At 64.0% G+C, this 22584-nt stretch carries 22 protein-coding genes and 1 pseudogene; 6 read left to right on the top strand and 17 right to left on the bottom strand.

Features of this window, described 5'->3' with window-relative positions:
- Position 1 precedes the first annotated feature (1 nt).
- Together N181_RS13425 and N181_RS13420 are read right to left on the bottom strand one after the other, a co-directional pair.
- Entirely contained in the window at positions 2-307 is a 306-nt protein-coding gene (locus N181_RS13425) for an NIPSNAP family protein (protein ID WP_014330793.1), read from the bottom strand.
- Entirely contained in the window at positions 304-1218 is a 915-nt protein-coding gene (locus N181_RS13420) for a DMT family transporter (RefSeq protein WP_014330794.1), read from the bottom strand. Before N181_RS13420 ends, N181_RS13425 begins: the two co-directional genes overlap by 4 nt.
- A 136-nt stretch (positions 1219-1354) precedes the next feature.
- Between N181_RS13420 and N181_RS13415 the strand changes: the two genes are divergently transcribed.
- Positions 1355-1795 carry an Lrp/AsnC family transcriptional regulator gene (locus tag N181_RS13415; protein WP_014330795.1) on the top strand — a complete coding sequence of 147 codons (441 nt, stop codon included), beginning with the start codon at positions 1355-1357 and terminating at the stop codon, positions 1793-1795.
- A 170-nt stretch (positions 1796-1965) separates the two neighbouring features.
- Here N181_RS13415 and N181_RS13410 read toward each other — a convergent pair whose 3' ends face one another.
- Positions 1966-2370 (bottom strand): tautomerase family protein, encoded by a 405-nt coding sequence (locus tag N181_RS13410; RefSeq protein WP_037397454.1) that lies wholly within the window; start codon positions 2368-2370, stop codon positions 1966-1968.
- Between the two features lie 105 nt (positions 2371-2475).
- On the opposite strand from N181_RS13410, the gene N181_RS13405 reads away from it, so the two are divergent.
- Entirely contained in the window at positions 2476-3414 is a 939-nt protein-coding gene (locus tag N181_RS13405) for a LysR substrate-binding domain-containing protein (RefSeq protein ID WP_037397457.1), read from the top strand.
- A gap of 58 nt (positions 3415-3472) precedes the next feature.
- Here N181_RS13405 and dut read toward each other — a convergent pair.
- Positions 3473-3945: pseudogene (gene dut, locus N181_RS13400) on the bottom strand (dUTP diphosphatase).
- A gap of 92 nt (positions 3946-4037) precedes the next feature.
- Here dut and N181_RS13395 point away from each other — a divergent pair.
- Entirely contained in the window at positions 4038-5621 is a 1584-nt protein-coding gene (locus N181_RS13395; protein WP_014330799.1) for a peptide chain release factor 3, read from the top strand.
- Between the two features lie 120 nt (positions 5622-5741).
- On the opposite strand, the gene N181_RS13390 is transcribed toward N181_RS13395, so the two are convergent.
- From N181_RS13390 to N181_RS13375, 4 genes are all read right to left on the bottom strand, one after another.
- A complete protein-coding gene (locus N181_RS13390; protein ID WP_014330800.1) occupies positions 5742-6113 on the bottom strand; it encodes a hypothetical protein in 372 nt (123 codons plus the stop codon).
- Positions 6114-6211: 98 nt separating this feature from the next.
- Positions 6212-6904 (bottom strand): B3/B4 domain-containing protein, encoded by a 693-nt coding sequence (locus N181_RS13385; RefSeq protein ID WP_037397506.1) that lies wholly within the window; start codon positions 6902-6904, stop codon positions 6212-6214.
- Positions 6905-6918: 14 nt separating this feature from the next.
- Positions 6919-7827 carry a DMT family transporter gene (locus tag N181_RS13380; protein WP_037397461.1) on the bottom strand — a complete coding sequence of 303 codons (909 nt, stop codon included), beginning with the start codon at positions 7825-7827 and terminating at the stop codon, positions 6919-6921.
- An 81-nt stretch (positions 7828-7908) separates the two neighbouring features.
- Positions 7909-8721 (bottom strand): AraC family transcriptional regulator, encoded by an 813-nt coding sequence (locus N181_RS13375; protein ID WP_037397463.1) that lies wholly within the window; start codon positions 8719-8721, stop codon positions 7909-7911.
- Positions 8722-8826: 105 nt separating this feature from the next.
- Between N181_RS13375 and N181_RS13370 the strand changes: the two genes are divergently transcribed.
- Positions 8827-9351 (top strand): helix-turn-helix transcriptional regulator, encoded by a 525-nt coding sequence (locus N181_RS13370; RefSeq protein ID WP_037397467.1) that lies wholly within the window; start codon positions 8827-8829, stop codon positions 9349-9351.
- A gap of 73 nt (positions 9352-9424) precedes the next feature.
- Positions 9425-10408 carry an NAD-dependent epimerase/dehydratase family protein gene (locus N181_RS13365; protein WP_037397470.1) on the top strand — a complete coding sequence of 328 codons (984 nt, stop codon included), beginning with the start codon at positions 9425-9427 and terminating at the stop codon, positions 10406-10408.
- A 262-nt stretch (positions 10409-10670) separates the two neighbouring features.
- On the opposite strand, the gene N181_RS13360 is transcribed toward N181_RS13365, so the two are convergent.
- The 7 genes from N181_RS13360 to N181_RS13330 form a co-directional block, all read right to left on the bottom strand.
- The gene (locus N181_RS13360) at positions 10671-11075 is read right to left on the bottom strand and encodes a GFA family protein (RefSeq protein WP_037397473.1); all 405 of its coding nucleotides are present in this window, start codon (positions 11073-11075) and stop codon (positions 10671-10673) included.
- 81 nt (positions 11076-11156) lie between these two features.
- Complete coding sequence (gene iolB, locus N181_RS13355) at positions 11157-11957, bottom strand: 5-deoxy-glucuronate isomerase (protein WP_037397477.1); 801 nt, start codon at positions 11955-11957, stop codon at positions 11157-11159.
- Between the two features lie 235 nt (positions 11958-12192).
- Positions 12193-13092, bottom strand: coding sequence for a myo-inosose-2 dehydratase (iolE, locus tag N181_RS13350; protein WP_037397481.1), 900 nt, complete (start codon positions 13090-13092; stop codon positions 12193-12195).
- A gap of 261 nt (positions 13093-13353) precedes the next feature.
- Positions 13354-15207, bottom strand: coding sequence for a 3D-(3,5/4)-trihydroxycyclohexane-1,2-dione acylhydrolase (decyclizing) (iolD, locus tag N181_RS13345; RefSeq protein ID WP_037397509.1), 1854 nt, complete (start codon positions 15205-15207; stop codon positions 13354-13356).
- A gap of 120 nt (positions 15208-15327) precedes the next feature.
- On the bottom strand, positions 15328-17274 hold the full coding sequence (locus N181_RS13340; RefSeq protein WP_014330810.1) for a bifunctional 5-dehydro-2-deoxygluconokinase/5-dehydro-2-deoxyphosphogluconate aldolase: 1947 nt from the start codon (positions 17272-17274) through the stop codon (positions 15328-15330).
- A 109-nt stretch (positions 17275-17383) separates the two neighbouring features.
- Positions 17384-18241 (bottom strand): MurR/RpiR family transcriptional regulator, encoded by an 858-nt coding sequence (locus N181_RS13335; RefSeq protein WP_037397484.1) that lies wholly within the window; start codon positions 18239-18241, stop codon positions 17384-17386.
- 115 nt (positions 18242-18356) lie between these two features.
- A complete protein-coding gene (locus N181_RS13330; RefSeq protein ID WP_014330812.1) occupies positions 18357-19487 on the bottom strand; it encodes a Gfo/Idh/MocA family protein in 1131 nt (376 codons plus the stop codon).
- Positions 19488-19727: 240 nt separating this feature from the next.
- On the opposite strand from N181_RS13330, the gene N181_RS13325 reads away from it, so the two are divergent.
- Positions 19728-20576: a class II glutamine amidotransferase gene (locus N181_RS13325; RefSeq protein ID WP_014330813.1), complete on the top strand. Its 849-nt coding sequence runs from the start codon at positions 19728-19730 to the stop codon at positions 20574-20576.
- Positions 20577-20594: 18 nt separating this feature from the next.
- Here N181_RS13325 and coaBC read toward each other — a convergent pair whose 3' ends face one another.
- Positions 20595-21797: a bifunctional phosphopantothenoylcysteine decarboxylase/phosphopantothenate--cysteine ligase CoaBC gene (gene coaBC, locus N181_RS13320; protein ID WP_014330814.1), complete on the bottom strand. Its 1203-nt coding sequence runs from the start codon at positions 21795-21797 to the stop codon at positions 20595-20597.
- Positions 21798-21895: 98 nt separating this feature from the next.
- Entirely contained in the window at positions 21896-22372 is a 477-nt protein-coding gene (locus N181_RS13315) for a nucleoside deaminase (protein WP_014330815.1), read from the bottom strand.
- Between the last annotated feature and the right edge of the window lie 212 nt (positions 22373-22584).

The following is a 22584-nucleotide window of genomic DNA, read 5'->3' as shown; positions in this document are numbered from 1 at the left end:
CTCATTCAAACACTGGACGCATGAAGCTGCGTTCGTAGCTCAATATGCAGCGCGTCTCCTCGGCATAGGCGAAGGCCGCCTGGCACTCGGGATCGGCGGCCATCTTTTCGCGATAGCTCTCGTAAGTGGCAAGCGACGGAAAGCTGAAGAGCGCAAGCGCGATGTTGTTGGCGCCCTCATGCGGCATGAAATAGCCGTGATGCGCGCCGCCGAGCCGATTGACGAGCGGAATCCAGAGCTTGGCGTAATGCTCGAATTCCTTGAGCTTGTAAGGGTCGATGACGTATTTCAGGTAGCAGGTGATCATCGGGCGCTCCGTTCGGTCTGCCGGTTGATAAGCGGGACCGAACGAAACGTCCAGCCGAGATTGGTGCCGGCCGCTGCAATGAGGATCGCGGCCGAACCGGCGATCTGCACCGGTTGCAATTCGTGCCCGAAGGCGATCCGATCGACCAGGATCGCGGCGATCGGGTAGATGAAGGAAAGCGCGCCGGTCACATGGGTCGGCAGCCGCTGGATCGCGCCATAGAGCAGGATGTACATGAAACCGGTGTGGATGACGCCGATGGTGATCAGCAAAGTCCACTGGAACGCGGTTTGCGGCAGTGGCGCCGTGATTGCGAAGGGGGCCAGCATCGCCGCGCCGGTGACCACCTGGATCAGCGCGATGAGCTGCGGCGGCGTGCCCTTGAGAAGCTTGGTGACGATTGCCGCAATCGCGTAGAAGAAGGCGGCGCCGAGCGAGAGGACGATGCCTGCGAGATAATGGCCGGTCCCCGTGCCGCCCGCCGGCTTGGCCGAGACGATCGCCATCATGCCGGCAAAGGACACCGTGAGCCAGAAGAGCTTGGTGGGGGTGATCTTCTCGCCGAGGAAAAGCGCGCCCAGTCCGAGCAGCATGAAGGGCTGGGTGTTGTAGACCATCGTCGCGATCGAGATCGAGGCGTGCGAATAGGCTTCGAAGAGCAGCAGCCAGTTGACGACGATCGCCACGCCGCCGAGCACCGCGAGGGCGACGATCCTTGGCCGCAGGTGGCGAAGATCGATGAGGCCGAGCGCCGCGGCAAGGATGGCGAGCGTCGCGGCCCCGAAGACGCAGCGCCAGAAAACGACGCCCGTCACCGGCTGTCCCGACATCAGCACGAACCAGCCGATCGTCCCCGAAATCAGCATTGCCGCCGTCATCTCCGCGCTTCCGCGCCGCAAATCCCTGTCCATCGCGCTCGCTCCATTCCTGCGTTTATGGAAAGAGTAATGAGTCTGTCGCAAGGAATATATGGATTTACAGAGGAGAAGGTGGGATAATTACTAATTATCAAAGGCAGATGACCAAGATTGGCTTATGAGGTTGCCGATGCTGGACGAGCTTGACCGACGCATTCTTGAAATTCTCGCGGCCAACGCCCGCGTGTCGCTGAAGGAACTCGCGCTCGAAGCGGGGCTTTCCTCGCCGAGCGCGGCAGAAAGGCTGCGCAAGCTCGAGGAGCGCGGCGTGATCAACGGCTTCACCGTCTCCGTCAACCCGGCGCGGCTAGGCTATCCGCTGCAGGCGGTGGTCCGCGTTCGGCCGATGCCGGGCATGCTGCACATCGTCGAAAGACTGATCCAGGAGACGCCGGAGATCGTCGAATGCGACAAGATCACCGGTGACGATTGCTTCATCGCCAAGCTGCTCGTGCGCGACATGGGCGAACTCGACACGATCCTCGACCGGATCGCCGAGAAGGCGCAGACCAACACGTCGATCGTCAAGTCGACGCCGGTCAAGCGGCGCCTGCCGCCGCTCGCCTGCTGAATGATTGCTTGAATCGGAAGCGATTCAAGGACAGATCATGCAGTATTTCAAAGTGCTACAGCGACCTTAGCGCGTCCGATTGGACGCGCGGCGCTGTAGTCTCAAGCGCGGCATTCCCGAATGGCGCTACGGATTGGCGAGCGAACGCGCAATGCGTCCACGATTGCCGCTCATGTGTCGGAGCCCCGTTGCTGGACAATCGCCATTGCGAAGGCACCGTTGCCGACCGACCAGTCGGAATAGTCGTTCTCGTGCATGAAGATGAACACGTCCTTCGGCGAAATGCCCGCTTCCTCGAGCCGGCTGGCAATCGATGCATAGAGAGTGCGTTTCATGGCGTCGCTCCGCCCGCGGCGCAGAGTGATTTCCAACACCACCAAATCGTCGGATCTGGCGATGCCGTTGAATGTGCGGTCATAGAAGAAATCACCGGGCTCGTATTCGGCAACCATGTTGAAGAGCTCGTCCTCCGGCATGCCGATCGCTGCGATCAGTGCCTGGTGCACGCCTGCGACAATCTGGGACTTGCGGTCTTGGCTTGTGCCTTTTCGGACGGACGTACGGACAAATGGCATCGCTCTCTCCTGACAAAAATGATGATAGTAGCGATGTTTATGATCGAAGCATGCGCCAGATAAAATCGATATCTTGTCTCACTGTATGTGTGCTAAGCTCACAACATGAAACGGCGATCACTTCCCTTGACGGCTCTGCGCGCTTTTGAAGCGGCTGGCCGGCTCGGTCGCATGACCGCAGCTGCCGAGGAGCTTTCCGTCACCCATGGCGCAGTCAGCAGGCAGGTTCAGCATCTCGAGCAAGTGCTCGGCGTTGCCTTGTTCGCGGGGCCGCGCACAAAGCCGCAATTGACAGCGGCCGGGCGAGCGCTCCTTTCCGATCTATCTGCGGCGCTCGATCAGATCGAAGCCGCCGTTCAGGCTGTCACGCGTGCCAAAGATGTAATCCTGGACGTGTCATGCCTGAGCACATTCCTGATGCGCTGGCTCATTCCGCGATTGCATCGCTTTCACGATCGACACCCTGAGATCGACGTTCGCCTTCGCGCTCTGGAAGACTCCGCCGATTCTCGGAGCGAACAAGCGGACCTGGTAATCACGGTGGACGAGCTATCCCGGGTGTCGTCCTATGGGCGGAAGCAGCATGTGCTGTTCAAGGAATGGCTGGGGCTGGTAGCAACGCCTGATCTGATCAGCAGAAGACAGGTCCAGTCGTTAGGCGAACTGCCGGCGGACCTTCTCCTTCAGACGAAGACCCGGCTGAACGCGTGGTCGATGTGGTGCGACGCAGCTTGCTCTCCTCCGCTGGAGCCGGCTGGCGCCGTGTTCGAGCATTACTACTACACGCTGGAAGCGGTCAGCGCAGGTCTGGGGATCTGCGTAGCACCATGGCATCTCGTCGCCGGCGACATCGAGATCGGCCGGCTGGTCGCGCCCTTCGGCTTTGTGGAAAGCGGCTTTTGCTATGTAGCCAAACCACGATTTCCTTCCGCCCCCAAGATCGATCGGTTTTGCCAATGGCTTGCTGAGGAAGCGGCAAGCATGCCCCGTCCGCCAGACCCAAGAGACCAAGCGCGCGACGGCGAGGCCCCGGCCTCCATCTGAGGCGTTACCGCATTTCGCGGAAGGTGCGCGACGCTGCTGTGCCCTAATCTCGATCTGATCAGACGCCGGTCGAGCCGAATCCGCCCGCGCCGCGCGCGGTCGTGCTCGTGCCGTCCGCCTTCGGATCGTGACCTGGGTCACCGGCGCAATGACCATCTGGGCGATGCGCATGCCGCGCTCGACGGTGAAATTCTCCTCGCCAAGATTTGCGAGCAGAACCTTCACTTCGCCGCGATAATCGCTGTCGATCGTGCCCGGCGAGTTGAGGCAGGTGATGCCGTGCTTGAAGGCAAGCCCGGAGCGCGGCCGCACCTGGCCTTCGTAGCCGGCCGGGATCTCGAAGATGAAGCCCGTCGGCACCAATGCCCGGCCGCCCGGCCGGATCGTCATCGGCTGGTCGCCGGGGACGGCGGCGCGCAGGTCCATGCCCGCGGCCCCGGCCGTCTCATAGGCCGGCAGGTCGAGATCCTCTCCATGCGGCAGGCGGATCAGGGCGAGAATGGGGTGGTCTTCGGAATTGTACGTGGTCATGCCGCCATAAGCAGGGTCGGCCCCCCAGCAGTCAATTGCATATTGCCGCCCAAGCCTGTAAAGGACGCCGCAACTCACAGGATACTCAGATCATGGCCGAAAGCATTGCCGAGGCGGTCTCCCGCCGCCGCACATTTGCGATCATTTCGCACCCGGACGCCGGTAAGACGACGCTCACCGAAAAGCTGCTGCTTTTCGGCGGTGCGATCCAGCTCGCCGGCGAGGTGAAGGCCAAGAAGGACCGTATCCAGACCCGCTCCGACTGGATGAAGATCGAGCGCGAGCGCGGCATCTCGGTCGTCACCTCGGTGATGACCTTCGAATACAACGACACGGTCTTCAACCTGCTCGACACGCCCGGCCACGAGGACTTCGCCGACGACACCTATCGCACGCTGACGGCCGTGGACGCGGCCGTCATGGTGATCGACGCCGCCAAGGGTATCGAGCCGCGGACGCTGAAACTCTTCGAGGTCTGCCGCCTGCGCGACATTCCGATCATCACCTTCGTCAACAAGATGGACCGCGAGAGCCGCGACCCCTTCGAGATCCTCGACGAGGTCGAGCACAAGCTGGCGCTCGACTGCGCGCCTGTCACCTGGCCGATCGGCCGCGCGAAAACCTTCTGCGGCACCTATCATCTCGCCACCAACGAGGTGCGCGGCGCCGACACGCAGGAGCGCCTCACCAAGGTCAACGACCCGGAAACGGCCTCGCATCGCCTGCCGGAAAACGAGCGCGACGCCTTCGTCGAAGAAACGATGCTGGCGATCGAGGCCTGCAAGCCGTTCGACCGCAAGGCTTTCCTCGAAGGCCATCTGACGCCGGTGTTTTTCGGCTCGGCGCTCCGCAACTTCGGCGTCCGCGACCTGATCCATGCGCTTGGCGACTTCGCGCCGCCGCCGCGCGCCCAGGTCGCCGACATCCGCACCGTCGAGGCGACCGACGACAGGATGACCGCCTTCGTCTTCAAGATCCAGGCCAATATGGACCCGAACCATCGCGACCGCATCGCCTTCGTGCGCGTCTGCTCGGGCAAGCTCGAGCGCGGCATGAAGGCGCGGCTGTCGCGCACCGGCAAGCAGATGGGGCTGACCGCGCCGCAGTTCTTCTTCGCCTCGCAGCGCCAGCTTGCCGATACCGCCTTTGCCGGCGATGTCGTCGGCATTCCGAACCACGGGACGCTGAGGATCGGCGATACGCTGACCGAAGGCGAGCCACTCGTCTTCCAGGGCGTGCCGAACTTCGCGCCGGAAATCCTCCGCCGCGTCCGGCTCGAGGACGCGATGAAGGCAAAGAAGCTGAAGGAGGCGCTGCAGCAGATGGCGGAAGAGGGCGTCGTGCAGCTCTTCTCGCCGGAGGATGGCGCACCGGCCATCGTCGGCGTCGTCGGCGCGCTGCAGCTCGACGTCTTGAAGGAGCGCCTCCAGGCGGAATATGGCCTGCCCGTCTCCTTCGAAATGTCGCGCTTCTCCGTCTGCCGCTGGGTCTCCGCCGACAATCCGGCCGAACTCGACAAGTTCATCACGGCGCGCCGGGGCGACATTGCCCGCGACCTCGACGGCGACCCGGTCTTCCTGGCACAGGATAGCTTCTCGCTGCGCTACGAGGCGGAGCGCTATCCGGCGATCAAGATGGTGGCGATCAAGGAATATCACGTCGCCAAGGCGGCGTGATTGCCCCTACAGCGCCGCGCGTCTTATTAGACGCGCAAAGGTCGCTGTAGCACTTTGAATTGCTGCATGTTTCTCTCCTTAAATCGGCTACGATTTAAGGAGACATGCAGTGGGGGTTTGCTACGAGAACGACATGCGCAGCGCCAGGATCAGCTGGGCGACGCGGATCGTGACGATGACGTAGACTGCGGCGACGATAAGCTGGAGTGCCACGTGCCGCCGGACTTTCGATAGCCTGTAGAGACCGTCAGCGAAGTTCATCAGGAACAGCGCAATCCCGATCGCGAAGACGATATAGCCAGCGAGCGAGATATTCAGCAGTCCCTTGGCTTCGATGAGGTCGGGATGTTCGACGGCGTGGATTCCCGCCGCCGTGACCAGTGTCGCGACCACCAGGTTGCGGGCGTGGCGGAAAATCTCTTCGAGGCCGCCGCGATCGAAGAGCGCCCGTTTGGCGCGCGTCAGGAATGATGGAATGCCTCTATCGAGCATGCGCCGTCCTCGCCGTTCCGGGCAGATGACATGGAACGCGTTTAGCCCTTCAAAGCTTTTTGGCAGCAGTGAGGCGGTGCCCGGATAAGGCGGCCTGCTCAGCAATCAAAACGCGGCGCCGTCCGGCCCAATATCGCGCTTTGGGGCTCGATGGACCAAATGGCGCGGATGGCACTGTCGAGCCTATCGACCAGACGTCCCACGTTGGCCGCCGCGCCGGCATGCAGCGCCTCGGCGACGATCAGCACGCTCGCAGTCTCGTCGCGGACAGCCGAATGGCCGCTCTGACGATTGGTCCAGCGCCGCGCATGGGCACGCCCTTCCGCATCGGCGAAGATGACTTCCTGCGGCTCGGGATGCTCGATCTCACCGGCAAATGTCGTGTAGATCTCGTCGCCGGCGGCCTGACGCACCTCAAGATGCCCGGCTACCCTGGCGAGATCGAAGACTGCGATCGGAACAGCAAATGCGAGCGAAGCCGCGTTGCAAAGATCGATCAGCGGATGGATCCTTGGCAGCGTTCCCTCCTTCCTGAACCGCCTGAGCAGTGCCTCGGAGGCTGAGCGATATTGCGTGGGCTTCAGCCCCATGCGCGAAAAGGCGCGACGCCAGGCCTGGATTTCGGGAAGTTCGCCCTCCGCACTATCAGCAAGTCGGGCCTGCGCTATGGCCTCGAACTGCGCGACATGGTTTGCGACGGATACGTCCCTATGAATGCCCTTCACATGAAGGACGCCGGCCGCAAGCTCGGGGAACTCGCTCCAGAGGTCGCTCGAGTGACAAAAGTGCATGGGAACCTTCTTTCTCATAGTGCTTTGGCTTGCCGCCTGAGGGCGCTCCGGGTCCTCGAAGCGGCGCCAAGACAGGTGACGGCGGCAAGGACGCAGCCGATGCCGAGCAACTGGTTGAGGGTCAGGGGCTCGCGCAGCGTCGCGACGGCGAGAAGCACGGCGGAAACCGGCGCCAGCGCCGTGAAAACCGAAGCCTCCGCACCGCTCACTTTTGCCAGGCCCGCATACCAGAGCACGAAGCCACCGACGGTCGGAACGAGCGCATAGTAGACCACCGCCGCGACGGCCCGGGCGTTCATCGTCTCCGTCCAGGGAAGTTCCGCCAGCGCAACCGGCGCGGCGATCGCGCCGCCGAGACCCGCCATCAGGCAAGACAGGGCAAGCGGTGGGATTTCGCTCCTCAGGCGCTTGTTGAGGAGGATGAACAGGCCTTCGCAGACGACCGCGCCGAGGATCAGGACGCTGCCCGCAAGCGAATGCCGGTTGCCGACCTCGGGCCGGAGAACGATCGCCAGGACCCCGGCAGCGGCAAGGGCTACCGCCAGGAGGACGGAACGCTGCGGCCGTTCACCGAGCACGACGATGGCGATCGCAGCGGAAACCACCGGAAGGGTGCCGATGATGACGCCGGCGTCGGCCGCCGGTGTCAGCTTCAAGCCGGAGATGAGCAGGGTCGTATAGCCGACGCTGCCGACGCCTGCCTGCAGCAGCACAATGACCCAGTCGCGTCTCGTGAGCCGCGGCCACGGCGTTGCGGTCAACCGAATGAGGAAGAGGAAGAGCGGGAGGGCAATGGCGAAACGCAGCGCCGTCGCCGTGAAAGGCGGCAGGCCGGAGGCGATGACTTTGCTCGCGACGACCGTGCTGCCCACCAGCACCATCGCGAGCGACAGATAGAGATATCCTCGAGATTTTTCCGACATGCCGTCGCCACTCCCTTGATCGTGGCCGGCAGAAAACTGCATCAGCGATCGGAGGTCTTGAACGGAATTGCAGGGCGGAATTCAGTTCACGGCCCGCGCGTAGGCACCGGGCGAAAAGCCGTATTTGCGCACGAACACCCGCGTCATATGGCTCTGGTCGGCGAAGCCGCCGGCAATCGCCGCCTCCGCAAGCGGCGTACCCTTGGCGATGAGCCGGCGGACGATGTCGATACGTCGCTGCATGAGATAGGCGTGCGGCGTCAGGCCGGTCGCTCTGGCAAAGCCGCGCACGACCTGGAACCGGCTCAATCCGCTCGCCTGGGCTAGGTCCGCAAGGGTGAGGGGTTTCAGCGGGTCGTCGTCGATCCGGTTGACCGCGGCCGCGATGGAAGGAGGCACTTGGAGACGGGCAGGGGACCGGGGCACGAGAGGCAAAGCTTCGGCAAGCAGTGTCACTACGAGCTCGTCCCAGCGCAGCTTTGCGTCCGTGCCGCCTGTGCTTGCCGCGACCGCGAAGATGGCGCGAAACCGAGCGGCAAGGGCGACGTTGCGGATAACAGGGTCGGCGAACTCGCAGGTCTTCCATCGCCCATCGCTGATGTCACTTACGGCGGCCTCGACCAGAGACGGCTCGAAATAGAGCATCCGCCAGGAACGACCGTCGTCGCCGATCGGGGCTCCGTCATGCACCTCGCCCGGATTGACGGTGATCACGTCACCCGCTTCGGCTTCGACGGTACCGCGCCCGCTGAGCGACGTCTGCGCCCCCTGATGAATGAGGCCGATGCCGAACTGCTCGTGCGTGTGGCGCGCGAAGGCATGGCGTGTCGCGGCTTCCACCACCTCGACGCCGGCAATTCGGCGCGGCAGTACCCTGAATTGGCCTTTCGTCACGCTCCGGTCGCCGTCATTGATCGTCGTTGAGCCCGGATGCTGGTATAGCCTTTCCGTTGCCTCGCGGCAAAGTCGGCACGCGGTTCAACTTCAAAGGAGGTGGCAATGCTTTACACAGGGCGGGCGCTGAAGCGTTTGCGGCTCATGCGCGGCATCAAGCAGAGCCATGTGGCGGAGCTTCTGAACGTCACCCAGGCGACCGTATCGCGCTGGGAGACCGGCGTCCTGATCCCTGCTGAGGATCAGCAGGCGGCTCTCGAACACCTCTTCGGACGTCCGGCCTCGACCGCGGATGCGGCCATCAAGCGGCTGGTCGAAACCTCGACGGCTCGCGTCCACCTCATCTGCGATCACTCGCATCGCCTGCTGGCAGCTTCACCGGCCCGGCGGCGCGAATGGCGACGCGACATGCTCGGCACGCCGATGTTCCGTTATGCATCTGACGGTATCCAGCAGGCGGAGGCCACGCTTCAAGACCTTGGCTGGCACGAAGGTGAGACGACGTCGCTCGTCGTCGAGACCGGATCGAACGGCCGCCACGACGTGCCGATCGTCGCGGGCCGGGTGCTCTGGGAACGCCTTCCTCTGGCCGACGGCGCGATGGGTCGCCTGGTGACGACGCTGACGTGATCGCGACGCATAATTTATGCGTTGTTCCTCCCGACCAGGGGCGGTTAGCCTTAAGGAAAACGAGGAGTGACGGATGACTATACTGGTGACGGGAAGCGCCGGCCATCTGGGCGAGGCGCTGATGCGGGTGTTGCGCGGGGCAGGGCGCCCGGTGCGCGGCATCGACATCAAGACTTCGGATTTCACCGATCATGTCGGCTCGGTCGCCGACACCGCCTTCGTTCGTCACGCCGTCAGCGGCGTGCGCGCCGTCATACATGCGGCGACGCTGCACAAGCCGCATGTCGCCACCCATGGCTATTCCGAGTTCGTCGAGACGAACATCGCCGGCACGCTCAACTTGCTCGAAGCGGCGGCCGATGCGAGCGTCGACGCCTTCGTATTCACCAGCACGACGAGCGCCTTCGGTTCGGCGCTGACGCCGGCACCCGGGTCGCCGGCCGCCTGGATCACCGAGGACGTCACGCCGATCCCGCGCAATATCTACGGCGTCAGCAAGGTCGCAGCCGAAGGGCTCTGCGAGCTCTTCGCCCGGCGGCATCGGCTGCCCGTCGTCGTCCTGCGCACCTCGCGCTTCTTTCCGGAGGCCGACGACGATGCGGAGATCCGCGGCCGCTATGAAACGGAGAACACGCAGGCGAACGAGCTGCTCTACCGGCGGGCGGACATCGAAGACGTGGTGAGCGCCCATCTCGCGGCGCTGGAGAAGGCGAAGGAGCTTGGCTTCGGGCGCTATATCATCTCGGCACCGACACCGTTCACGCCGGACGATCTTGCTGCGCTCAGGACGGATGCGGCGCGTGTCGTCCTGCGTCATTTCCCGGACTGCGAGGCGCTCTATGCGGAGCGGGGCTGGAAACTCTTTCCATCCATCGACCGCGTCTATGTGAGCGCAAGTGCGATGGCGTCGCTTGGCTGGAGGCCGAAATACGATTTTGCCCATGTGCTGAGATGTCTGCGGCGCGGCGAGGATTTCCGAAGCCCGCTGACGCGCGAGATCGGCTCGAAGGGCTATCACGACACGGTCTTTGCCGAAGGGCCCTATCCGGTCGCGTGATTATGCCGCTGCGCGGCTGCGGAATGGCCAGCGTCGCACCCCCCTCTGCCCTGTCGGGCATCTCCCCCACAAGGGGGGAGATCGGCGAGCGGCGATGTCCGACTCGATCAACTACGCTGAGAGGGCACCGTTGTGTGTTCGACGACTTCGGCATTTGTGAGCTCACCGTGGGGTACGGCTTTGCTGCTGGCCAATCTCCCCCCTTGTGGGGGAGATGCCCGGCAGGGCAGAGGGGGGTATCAACCCGCGCTAAACTACGTGTTCAGTCCCGTGGCCGCCCCGGTAACGCGCCGATGTCGCCCACCCACGGCAGGGCGGAGGAGCACCAGATCTGCGAGCGGGGCGGGAGTTCCTGGCGCTGGTTGATCGTCCCGACGCGGATGCCGATCTCTTCCGCGTCCTCGTCCGTCCCGGTCGTATAGACCGGCGAGCCGCAGTGCGGGCAGAAGAATTGCAGGCGTTTGCGCCCGTTCGCGGCGGTCTTGACGTAGAGCTTCGGCTCGCCGCCGGTCTGCCGGAACGAGGCGCGCGGCGCGCCCGCCGTCACCCGATAGGCGGAGCCCGTCAGCCGCTGGCAATCGGTGCAATGGCAGATCGACACGTCCTCCGGGTCGATCTCCGCCTCATAGGTCACGAAGCCGCAATGGCACTGGCCGTCGATGTGCATGGGAGGCCTCCTCGTCGCTTTGCGTCAGCAACATACGATAGGGCGCCCGCCCGTTTCGTCGAGTGGTGTTGCTATCCCGGCTCAGATGCCGGTGAACAGCCACTCATGTTCCTTGGCATTGTGGAACTTCCAGATCCGCTTCGGCCCGGCCATGACGTTCAGATAATAGGCGTCGTAGCCGTGGATCGCGGCGACCGGATGGTAGCCCTTCGGAACGAGCGTCACGTCCCCGTCCTCCACGGCCATCGTCTCGTCGAGCGAACGGTCGTCCGTATAGACGCGCTGCATGGCAAAGCCCTGCGGCGGGTTGAGGCGGTGGTAGTAGGTTTCTTCCAGATAGCTTTCGGCCGGCAGGTCGTCCTGGTCGTGCTTGTGCGGCGGGTAGGAAGAGGTATGGCCGCCCGGGGTGATCACCTCGACGACGAGCAGCGACTGCGCCGAGCCGTCGTCCTCCGGCATGATGTTGGTAACATAGCGGGTGTTGGTGCCCTTGCCGCGGGTCATCTGCGGATGCGTGCCGGGGCGGATGACCTTGGCCTTGAAGCCCTCGCCGCCGGGTGCCGAGCAGACGGCGAGATCGAGATCGGTCGTCGCCTCGGCCTGCCATTTGCCGCCCTTCGGCACATAGACGGCGTAGGGCCGCCCCTCGAAGGGCGTCATGCGCTCGCCGAGTTCGCCGAAGTCCTCGCCGTCGACGGAAACCTTTGCCTTACCGCTGACGAGCACGAGGCAAAGCTCCTTGTCGCCGGCTTCGCCGCTCGTGGTTTCTCCCGGCTTCAGACGGTTGAGCGCGAAACCGACATAGGTCCAGCCGGCGCTCTCGGGCGTGATCTCCTGCATCAGGCCGGATTGTGCTTTCGGTTTGACGAGCAGTTTGGACATATACGGTCTCCTGTTTGTTCAATTCCGGCTCCCAGCCTTATCGGGCGCGGCGCTTGGTCCCTCACCCTAACCCTCTCCCCGCGCGCGGGGAGAGGGGATTCTGGGGATTGCCTTTTGTCTCTTCCCGCCCCTCAAGGGAGAGGGGACACGGAGGTGCTGCGGCATATCCCTTCTCCCCGCGCGCGGGGAGAAGGTGGCGGCAGCCGGATGAGGGGCCGCCACAGCCGATGAAGTTTTACTGGTCGAGCCCGGCTTCCTTCGCAAACGCCTTCAGCGATTTCAGCCCGAGCGATTGATATTCGAAGGGATTGCGCATCGCCGAATCCTGCTCGGCCTCGATCACCAGCCAGCCATCATAGCCGTGTTCGGCCGCGATTTTCAGCACCGGCAGGAAATCGACGCCACCTTCGGAGTCGCCAGGAACCGTGAAGACGCCGCGGCGCACGCCCTCAAGGAAGGAGAGGCCTTCGCCTTCGACGATCTTGCGAACCGCCGGGCGGACGTTCTTGCAATGGATGTGGCGGACGCGGTGCATGTATTTCCGCGCCACTTCCGCCGGATCGGAGCCGCCGAACCAGGCGTGGCCGGTATCGAGCAGCAGCTTCGTCGCCGGGCCGGTGTTCTGCATCAAAAGGTCGATCTCCTCGCCGGTCTGGACGATCGTGCCCATGTGGTGATGATAGACAAGATCGATGCCCTGGTCGGCGCAATACCGAGCGATCGCTTCGAGATCGGCGCCGAACTTTTTCCACTGATCGGCCGGCAGCACCGGCTTGTCCTTCGCCAGCGATGTCGAGTCGTCGCCGTGAATGGCGTTGGAGGTTTCGCAGACGATCGCCACTTTGCAGCCATTGTGCTTCAGGAGGTCGAGATGCGGCTGGATCGCCTTCTTCTCGGCCTCGACGTCATGGGTGAGCAAGTTGGTGGAATGCCAGCCGGAAACGAATACGAGGTCGTAGGAGCCAAGCTTCTGCTTCAGCGCCTCAGGATCGGACGGCATCTTGTGGCCCTTCTCGATACCGTCGAAGCCGATCTTCTGGCAATCGGACAGGCAATCCTCGAGCGTCAGATGCGCGCCGATCGAATGATCGTCGTCATTGCTCCAGGCGATCGGGTTGGTTCCGTAGCGGATCATGTCTCTTGCTTTCTATCACTGCATCCGCTTGGAGGCGGAAGATTGTTGTTTCCCTGGTGCGGAAATAGTGGGCGGGGCGCGCCCCTCATCCGGCTGCCGCCACCTTCTCCCCGTGAGGACGGGGAGAAGGGATGTGCCGCGCCCCTCTGAAGTCCCCTCTCCCCGCTTGCCGGGAGAGGGTTAGTCCTCGGGTTAAACCCGAGGAGAGGGGCGCTTGCTGACGGCGCCCGCGCAGCAAACGCAGGCGCCGGAAGGGCAATCTTAACCGAAGCGCTGCGACTGGAGCGCCTTCTCGTAGCCCTCGCGGGCCGCCTTCACCTCCGCCCGCTCCGAAACCTCGGGAACCGCGACGTCCCACCAATGGCCGCCGGCCTCCGTCGTGATCAGCGGATGCGTATCGATGACGATGACCGTGGTGCGCGCTTCGTTGGCGGTTTCAGCGAGCGCTGCTTCGAGTTCCGGGATCGAGCCGACCTTGCGGGTGACGGCGCCCATGGCAGCGGCGTGCGCGGCGAAGTCGATCTGCGGCAGTTCGACGTGGTGCGTGTCCTGCAAGAGGTTGTTGAAGTTGGCGCCGCCGGTCTCCATCTGCAGTCGGTTGATGCAACCATAACCGGCATTGTCCAAGAGAACGATGGTGAACTTGGCGCCGAGCATGATCGACGAGGCGATCTCCGAGTTCAGCATCATGTAGCTACCGTCGCCGACCATGACGATCACGTCGCGCTCGGGTCTGGCGAGCTTGACGCCGAGGCCGCCGGCGACCTCGTAGCCCATGGTCGAGAAGCCGTATTCCATATGGTAGCCGCCGGGCTCTTCCGCCTGCCAGAGCTTGTGCAGCTCGCCGGGCAGACCGCCGGCCGCGCAGATGAGCGTCGTCTTGCTGCCGCCGCGGGCGCGCTGGACGGCGCCGATCACCTGGGCATCGGAGGGAAGCGCCGCATTGGTCGTCGCCGTCGCCTTGTCGGCCGCAGCCAGCCACTCGGCCTTGTCGGCTTTCGCCTTCTCGGTCCAGCTCGGATCGACCCTATAGCCGCCGAGGCCGCCCGACATCCTGTTGAGGCCGGCGCGCGCGTCGCAGATGACCGGCAGGCCATTGTGCTTGCCGGCGTCGAAAGGCTGGACGTTGAGGCCGATGATCTTCAGGTCGTCGTTCTTGAAGAGCGCCCAGGAACCGGTGGTGAAATCCTGGAGGCGCGAGCCTACGGCAAGAACGAGATCGGTCTCCTCGGCAAGCCGGTTGGAGGCGGAGGTGCCGGTGACGCCGACGGAGCCCATGTTGAGCGGATGCGAGTGCGGCAGGGCGGACTTGCCAGCCTGCGTCTCGACGACCGGAATGCCGTGCTTTTCTGCAAAGTTCGCGAGGTCTGCGGTGGCTTCCGCGTAGAGCACGCCGCCGCCGGCGATGATGATCGGCTTCTTCGCGGATTTGAGCAATTCGATCGCCGATGCCAGCTCGTCGAGATCGGGCTCGACGCGGCGCGGCACCCAGACCTTCTCGTCGAAGAAGGATTCCGGATAATCATAGGCTTCCGCCTGGACGTCCTGGCAGAGCGACAGCGTCACCGGGCCGCAATCGGCAGGATCGGTCAGCACCTGCATGGCGCGGCGAAGCGCCGGGATGATCTGCTCTGGCCGGGTGATGCGGTCGAAATAGCGCGACACCGGACGGAAGCAGTCATTGGCCGAGATCGTGCCGTCGCCGAAGCCTTCGACCTGCTGCAGCACCGGGTCGGGCCGGCGATTGGCGAAGACGTCGCCGGGCAGGAAGAGCACCGGCAGGCGGTTGACATGGGCGAGTGCCGCCGAAGTCACCATGTTGAGCGCTCCCGGGCCGATCGAGCTCGTGCAGGCCATGAAGCGGCGGCGGAAGCTCGCCTTGGCGAAGGCGATCGCCGCATTCGCCATGCCCTGCTCGTTCTGGGCACGGTAGGTCGGCAGGGTTTCACGGATGGCATAGAGCGCTTCGCCGACGCCGGCGACGTTGCCGTGGCCGAAGATCGCGAAGACGCCGCCGAAGATCGGCACGCGCTTGCCGTCGATGACGGTCATCTGCCGGGTCATGAACCGCGCCACGGCCTGGGCCATGGTCAGGCGCACGGTTTTCTGGCTCATTTTGAATTTCCTCCAGGTGGCGAAGTCCGCTCCGCCTATTGTCGTTTGATGCCGCCAGCCGGCGATCCACTCCATAAGTTAGAGCAGGATGCGGGCGCTTCCCACTTGTCCTTGTGTTGCTTAAGCAGCCTTGGTTTCACCCAATTGGAGCCACAGATCCACCAGCGCCTTGAATTTTGCCGCCATGTCGGCGACGGCCTGTTCGTCGGTCATCGAGCCGGTGAGCCAGGTCTTGGCGGCGTCGGCAAAGATCGTCCGGCCGACCGCAAATCCCTTTACCGTCTTCGAGGTCCTTGCCGCCGCAAAGCCGTCCTTGAGGACCTCATAGGGGGCCTCGAGGCCGAGCAGGACGACACCCCGGCATAGCGGATCGCGCGTCTCGATCACGGCGTCGATGGCGGCCCAGGCGGTGCGGCTCGCCTGCGGCTCGAGCTTCCACCAATCCGGCTTCAGGCCGGCATCATAGAGCTCGTTGAGGGCGCGCGGAATCGTGTCGTCATCGAGCTTGCCGTGCTTGCCGGCGATGATCTCGATCAGGATCTCGCGGCCGACCTTGCGGGCCGCCTCGAAGGCCGAGCGCAGCTTGGCGACCTGGGCGGCCTTGAGCTCGGCCGGATCGTCCGGGTGGTAGAAGGACAGCACCTTGATGCAGTGGTCGACCGGCCAGTCGATGAGGCGGCTGCCGAGATCCTGGCTGAACTCGAACTGCAGCGGCCGGGAGCCGGGAAGCTCGATCGGTTTGCCGATCCAGAAATCGCGCTGGGCACCGGCGGCATAGAGCGCATCGCGGCCGTATTTGTCGTCGATCAGCATGCCGAAGCCGGGCCGGCCGGCGGCGACTTCGGCGGCCGCCTTGACGGCCAGAGCTTTGAAGGCCGGGATGCGCGCCAGCAGTTCCGGCTTGCCTTCGGCGATATCTTCCAACTGGCTGCGGTGGTCGATCGCGAGCGCCATCAGAAGCGGGATGTCACGGCGGCGCGTCGTCGCCCAGTGCACGTGGTTGATCGCCTCGTCCTTGCGCAGCGCCCTTTCCTTGCTGCCGTTTTCCAGGAAGAACCGCAGTTCGATCCAGGTCGGGATCTCCGGCGCGCAGAGCAGCCGCGACACCGCGAAGGCGCCGCAGGCATTGGCCCAGGTGGCGGACGTCGCATGCGGCTCGCCCTTCAGCCAACCGCGCAGGAAGCCGGACATGAAGGCGTCGCCGGCGCCGAGCACGTTGTAGACCTCGATCGGGAAGCCCTTGCCGACGATACCGTCTTCGAGATCGTCGGAGATCGGTCCGTCATAGACGATGCACCCCATCGGCCCGCGCTTCAGCACGATCGTCGCATGGGACAGGGAACGGATGGTCTTGAGTGCCTGGAGCAGGTCGCTTTCGCCCGAGGCGATCAGCACCTCTTCCTCGGTGCCGACGATCAGGTCGCAGTCGCCGAGCACGGTCTTCAGATGCGCCGAGACGCGATCGGACGCGATGTAGCGGCTTTCGCCCGCATCGTGGCCGGCGAGACCCCAGAGGTTCGGGCGATAATCGATATCGAAGACGATCTTCGCGCCGCTCTCCTTGGCGATCCGGATCGCCTTGCGCTGGGCGGCATCCGTATTGGGCTTCGAAAAATGCGTGCCGGTAACGAGGACCGCGCGGGCAGAGCGAATGAAGTCCTCCGCGATATCGTCCTCGTTGAGGGCGTTGTCCGCGCAATTGTCGCGGTAGAAGAGCAGCGGGAAGGATTTTTCGTTCTCGACGGAAAGAATTGCGAGCGCCGTCAGACGCTCCGGATCGGTGACGATGCCACGCGTCTCCACGCCCTCGCGTTGAAGCTGTTCGCGGATGAAGCGCCCCATCTGCTCGTTGCCGACGCGCGTCAACAGCGCCGATTTCAGGCCCAGGCGCGCTGTGCCGACCGAAATGTTGCAGGGGCAGCCGCCAACGGATTTGGCAAAGCTCGCCACGTCTTCAAGCCGGGTGCCGATCTGCTGACCGTAAAGGTCGACCGAAGCTCTGCCGATCGTGATGATGTCGAGGGGCTTGCCGCCCGCTGGAACTTGTGCCGATAAACTCTGGCTCACTGCTTCCTCCCCGCGGCCGCCGCGACGGCGCCGACAGTTATGATCGTGTCATGGGCGATGAGCGTATGAAACATAAATTCCGTCATTTCGTCAATATGGAATTTCCGTTCTATATTGCCGCGTCCTCGGCACGCCGCCGCTTCTCGGCGATCGCCACGGTCAGCGCCATGGCGAAGGCCATGCTGGCCGAAAGCGAGCGGAAGCCGGCGTGATCGGCCTCGACGAGTTCGAACCACACTTTCGACGACTCGGCCAGCGGTGAGAAGGCGGAATCGGTCAGCGACACGACCGGAACCTTTCGGTTCGCCAACAGGCGAGCCTGGGCGGCGCTCTCCGATGCGTAGGGCGAAAAGCTGACGGCGAAGGCGGCATCCTGTTTCGTCGCCATCGCCAGCATATCGTCGTCGATGCCGGCGGCCGTGCCGACATGCTGGTATTTCACCTTCAGCTTGCCGAAGGCATAGGCCATGTAGCTGGAAATCGGATAGGAGCGGCGCTTGGCGATCAGGTAGATCGTGTCCGCCCTGGCGAGGATGTCGACGGCTTGCTCGAAGGCTTGCGGGTCGACGGATGTCGCGATGTTGTCGAGCGATCGGTGCGCGGCCGCAACGAAGCCGTTGAAGATCGAGCCGCTTTCGAGCCGGCTGTGGTCATTGCCGCGCAACGCCTTCAACCGGTCCTCGTAGCCCGGCGTCCGCTCGCGCAGGCGGGCCCGAAAGATCTGCTGCAGGCTCGAAAAGCCTTCGAAGCCGAAATGCTGGGCGAAGCGCACCAGCGTCGAGGGCTGGACATCGGCCGAGGTGGCAATGCTTGCCGCCGTGCCGAAGGCGATCTCGTCCGGATTGTCGAGCGAATAGGCGGCGACCTGCTTCAGCCGCTTTGGCAACTGCGCCTTGCGTTCCAGGATGACGGCCTTCAGCGCCTCGAAATCCTGCGGCACATCCGTGGTCGTCTCCGGCGTTGACATCGTTCGGCATCTCCAGGCTTGCTCGTGTTCTATTTGCCTCATTCTAATCGATTGGTCGCCGTCGGGATAGAACGGACGTTCCATTTTGCAGATGTTTCCCACCCGCAATCCGGGATCAGCCGATGTCGACCCATTCGTTGCTCCGGGCCGACCGGTACGTCGCCGAAAGCACCTTCTGGACCTCGTAGCCCTCGCGGAAATCCGTCGAAGGCTTGCCGCCCTTGGCGATCGCCTCCAGGAATTCGTTGACCTCGATGGCCTTCAGATCGTTGAAGCCGATCTGGTGTCCGGGCGCCACGCAAAAGGCGCCGTAGGGTGGGTGCTCCGGCCCGGCCCAGATGGTACGGAAGCCGCGGCTCTTGATGTCGTCGCCGGCATAGTAGACCTTGATCTCGTTCAGCCGTTCCTGGGTGAAGACGATGCTGCCCTTGGAGCCGTAGATTTCGAAGTCGTGCTGCATCTTGCGGCCTGTGGCGATCCAGTTCGCCTCGAAGCTGCCGGTGGCGCCGTTCTCGAAGCGCACGAAGGCGCGGGCGATGTCGTCGACTTCGACGGCGCGGGTCTCGGCCGCGCCGCGCGAGACCGGACGCTCCGGTATATGGATGACGGTTTCGGCGAGGACGGATTTGATCGGCCCGACGAGGTGGCGCATGCAGGCGATGATGTGGCTGCCGATGTCGGCGAGCGCGCCGCCGCCGCTCCTCGGATCGAGCCGCCAGGCCCATGGGATGGTGGCGTCGGCCATGAAGTCCTCGGCATGGACGCCGCGGAACGACCGGATCTCGCCGATCTCGCCGCTGTCGATGATGTCCTTGGCGAGGAAGATGAGCGGGTTCTTCAGATAGTTGAACCCGACCTGTGTGATGAGGCCCGCCTTTTCGGCCGCCGCAACCATTTCGGCACAGTCGGCAACTGTCGGCGCCAGCGGCTTTTCGCAATAGACGTGCTTGCCATGCGCGATCGCCGCCAGCGCCATCTCCTTGTGCAGCAGGTTCGGTGTGGTGATGTCGATGATGTCGATATCCGGATCGGTCAGGAGATCGCGCCAGTCGGCGGTCGCCTTGCGGAAGCCGAGGCGCGCGCGGGCGGTCTCGGCGCTTTCGGCGGTCACATCGGCAACCGTCACCAGATCCAGTTCGAAGGGCAGGTCGAAGACCCGCGCTGCGATCGTGAAGCCGAGCGCATGGGCCTTGCCCATGAAGCCCGTGCCGATCAGGCCCACTCCCAATCTGCGTTTGCCGCTCATGTCGTTCCTCCTGGGTCGAGCCCTCGCCTGTCAGGCGGAAATGAAATGAAATGTGCGATTTTTGTCAATATGGAATGTTTATTCGAAATTACTTTTTCATTGTGCCGATGGAGACAGCGCCGAAAAGCACGCCATGCGAAAAGTATTAACGCATTTTTACCATGTTCCATTGGAACATCGCCGTGACGATGGTCGACGAATCGCCTCTTATCAGAAGACCGGAACCGGAGTGATCGACGCATGTGCCGCTGGGCAGCCTATCGTGGAGAGCCGCTGTATCTCGAGGAGCTGGTGACCTCGCCGGCCCATTCGCTGATCGAACAGTCCCATTGCGCGACACGGGCGAAGACGGCCACCAATGGCGACGGGTTCGGCATCGCCTGGTATGGCGATCGCGACGAGCCCGGCCGCTACCGTGACATCCTGCCCGCCTGGTCCGACTGCAACCTGAGGAGCATTGCGCGGCAGATCCGCTCGCGCCTGTTCCTCGCCCATGTGCGCGCGGCGACCGGCGGCGGCACGCGACGCGACAACTGCCACCCCTTCGTGCATGGCCGCTGGGCCTTCATGCACAACGGCCAGATCGGCCATTTCGAGCACCTGCGCCGCCCAATGGAAAACATGCTTGCCGACGATCTCTATGCGGCGCGCACCGGCACGACGGATTCGGAGCTGCTCTTCCTGCTCGCCCTGCAGTTCGGTCTCGATCGCGACCCGCTCGGGGCGGTTGCCGAGGCGCTTGGCTTCGTGGAGCGTCTGGCAGAGCAACTGAGCCTGAAGGTGCTTGTCCGCTTCACCGCGGCGTTTTCCAACGGCGAGGACCTCTATGCGGTCCGCTACGCCTCCGACCGCAGGGCGCCGACCCTCTACGCCGCCCCGATGGGGCCGCAGGGCGGCTACTGCCTCGTCTCGGAGCCGCTCAACGACGACGACAACGCCTGGGCCGAGATTCCGGATGGTTCCGCCGTCATTGTCGGCGAAAACGGTGTCGATGTTCGTCTTTTCGGCGCCGCGAATGCGCCAGTCCGGGAGCCCGTTGTTGCGGCGGCTTCGTCCGCGAAGGTCGCAAGCGGCCTCCCTGTCGCCTGATATCCCAAGCGGGAGCTATCAGGAGAGCTTCGCGGCAATCAGTGCTGCGAGCTTGTCCGCCACCTCGTCCTTGCCCATTTCCGGCCATTCCTCCGTGCCGCCGCGGCCGATCAGTTTCACGCGGTTGCGGTCGCCGCCCATGATGCCGGTCGCCGGGGAGACGTCATTTGCCAGGATGTAGTCGGCGCCCTTCCTTTCAAGCTTGGCGCGGCCGTTCTCGGCGACGTTTTCCGTCTCCGCCGCAAAGCCGATCACGAGTTTCGGCCGCGATGCATGATGCCCGATGGTCTTCAGGATGTCCGGGTTCTCGGCAAGCTGCAGCGGCGGCGGCGCTTCGCCCGGCCGCTTCTTGATCTTGTTGCCGGCGGCCGAGGTCACGCGCCAGTCGGCGACCGCCGCGACCATCACGGCAACATCGGCCGGCAGGGCGGCGACGACCGCATCGCGCATCTCCTCGGCGCGCTCGACCCGAACGACGCGGACCCCGGCGGGATCCGGGATCGTCACCGGGCCGGAGACGAGGGTGACGTCGGCCCCGAGCCGCCCCAACGCTGCGGCGATCGCATGACCCTGCTTGCCGGAGGAGCGGTTGGCGATATAGCGGACCGGGTCGATCGGCTCGTGCGTCGGCCCGGAGGTGACGATCACCTTCTTGCCGGCAAGCGGTTTGGCGCCGGTGAGCAGCGCCTCGATCGCCGCGACGATCTCCAGCGGTTCGGCCATCCGGCCTTCGCCGGCCTCGCCGCTCTCGGCCATCTCGCCCGAGGCGGGGCCGACGAAGCGGATGCCGTCGGCGGCGAGCGTCGCGCGGTTGCGGCGCGTCGCAGCATGTGTCCACATCTTCGGGTTCATCGCCGGCGCGACGAGCACGGTACGGTCGGTCGCCAGCAGCACCGTCGAGGCGAGGTCGTCCGCGTGGCCGTTCGCCATCTTGGCCATCAGGTCGGCGGTTGCCGGGGCCACGACGACGAGGTCGCACTCGCGCGCCAGCCGGATATGGCCGACATCCTGCTCGTCCTCGCGTGAAAAGAGCTCGGTGTAAACGTGAGAGGCGGCAAGCGCGCCGACGGCAAGCGGCGTCACGAATTGCTGCGCCCCCGCTGTCATCACCGGCCGGACCGCGGCGCCGCGCTCGCGCAGCCGGCGGATGAGGTCGAGGCTCTTATAGGCCGCGATGCCGCCGGAAATGATGAGGAGAATACGCTTGCCCGACAGTGTCATTCCGCTTCGGCTTGTCGCCGCTCCTTGTCCTACGTCCGGACCCTAGCCGAGCAAACGGTTGTGCGCAATTGGAGCAAGGTCCCGTACGTTGGCGCCTGTCACGAGCGCTGCTGTGTCGCTTGTCGCGCCTGCCAATCGGCATAAAGCGTCCGGTCGTCGTCCTCCAAGGTCACATGGCGAAACCGCATTGCCTGTTCGGCAAGAGGCTTGGCGAGCTCCGCATAGATCGCTGCCGTCGAAAGTCCGTAAGGCTCGCCGTCCTCGTTCGAATGGGCATAGGCGATATCGGCAATCCCCGCCATGCGCATCGCAGCGAGGCACATCGGGCAGGGCTGGCCGCTGGCATAGACGGCTGCGCCCTCCAGCCGCAATGAGCCGAGGGCCTTGGTCGCGGCGCGCAACGCATTGAGCTCGGCGTGTGACGTCGGGTCGCCTGTCTCGAGCATTTCGTTGACGCCTCTGCCGATCACCTCGCCGTTCCTGACGATGACGGCGCCGAAAGGACGGCCGCCCTTCTCCAGGTTGGCGCGTGCGAGCGATACGGCCTCGCGCAGAAAGCGTTCTTCCCCTTGCATCGTCCTCTCCTTCAACGGGCGCCGCTGCGGCGAGACGGTGTTCGATCTCGCTCAAACCTCGCCCCTTGCGCAATGACCAGACTGCCAGCGGCGGGATGCCGCCGCTGGCAGAGCAGTTTGGCCGGCGTCTACTGCACGTTTCCTTAAATCGTACTCGATTTAAGGATAAAAACATGCAGCGAATCAAAGTGCTACGGCGACCCTTGTGCGTC

The organism is Sinorhizobium fredii USDA 205, from assembly GCF_001461695.1.
Taxonomy (GTDB): domain Bacteria; phylum Pseudomonadota; class Alphaproteobacteria; order Rhizobiales; family Rhizobiaceae; genus Sinorhizobium; species Sinorhizobium fredii.
This window is presented reverse-complemented; position numbering and strand designations above follow the sequence as displayed.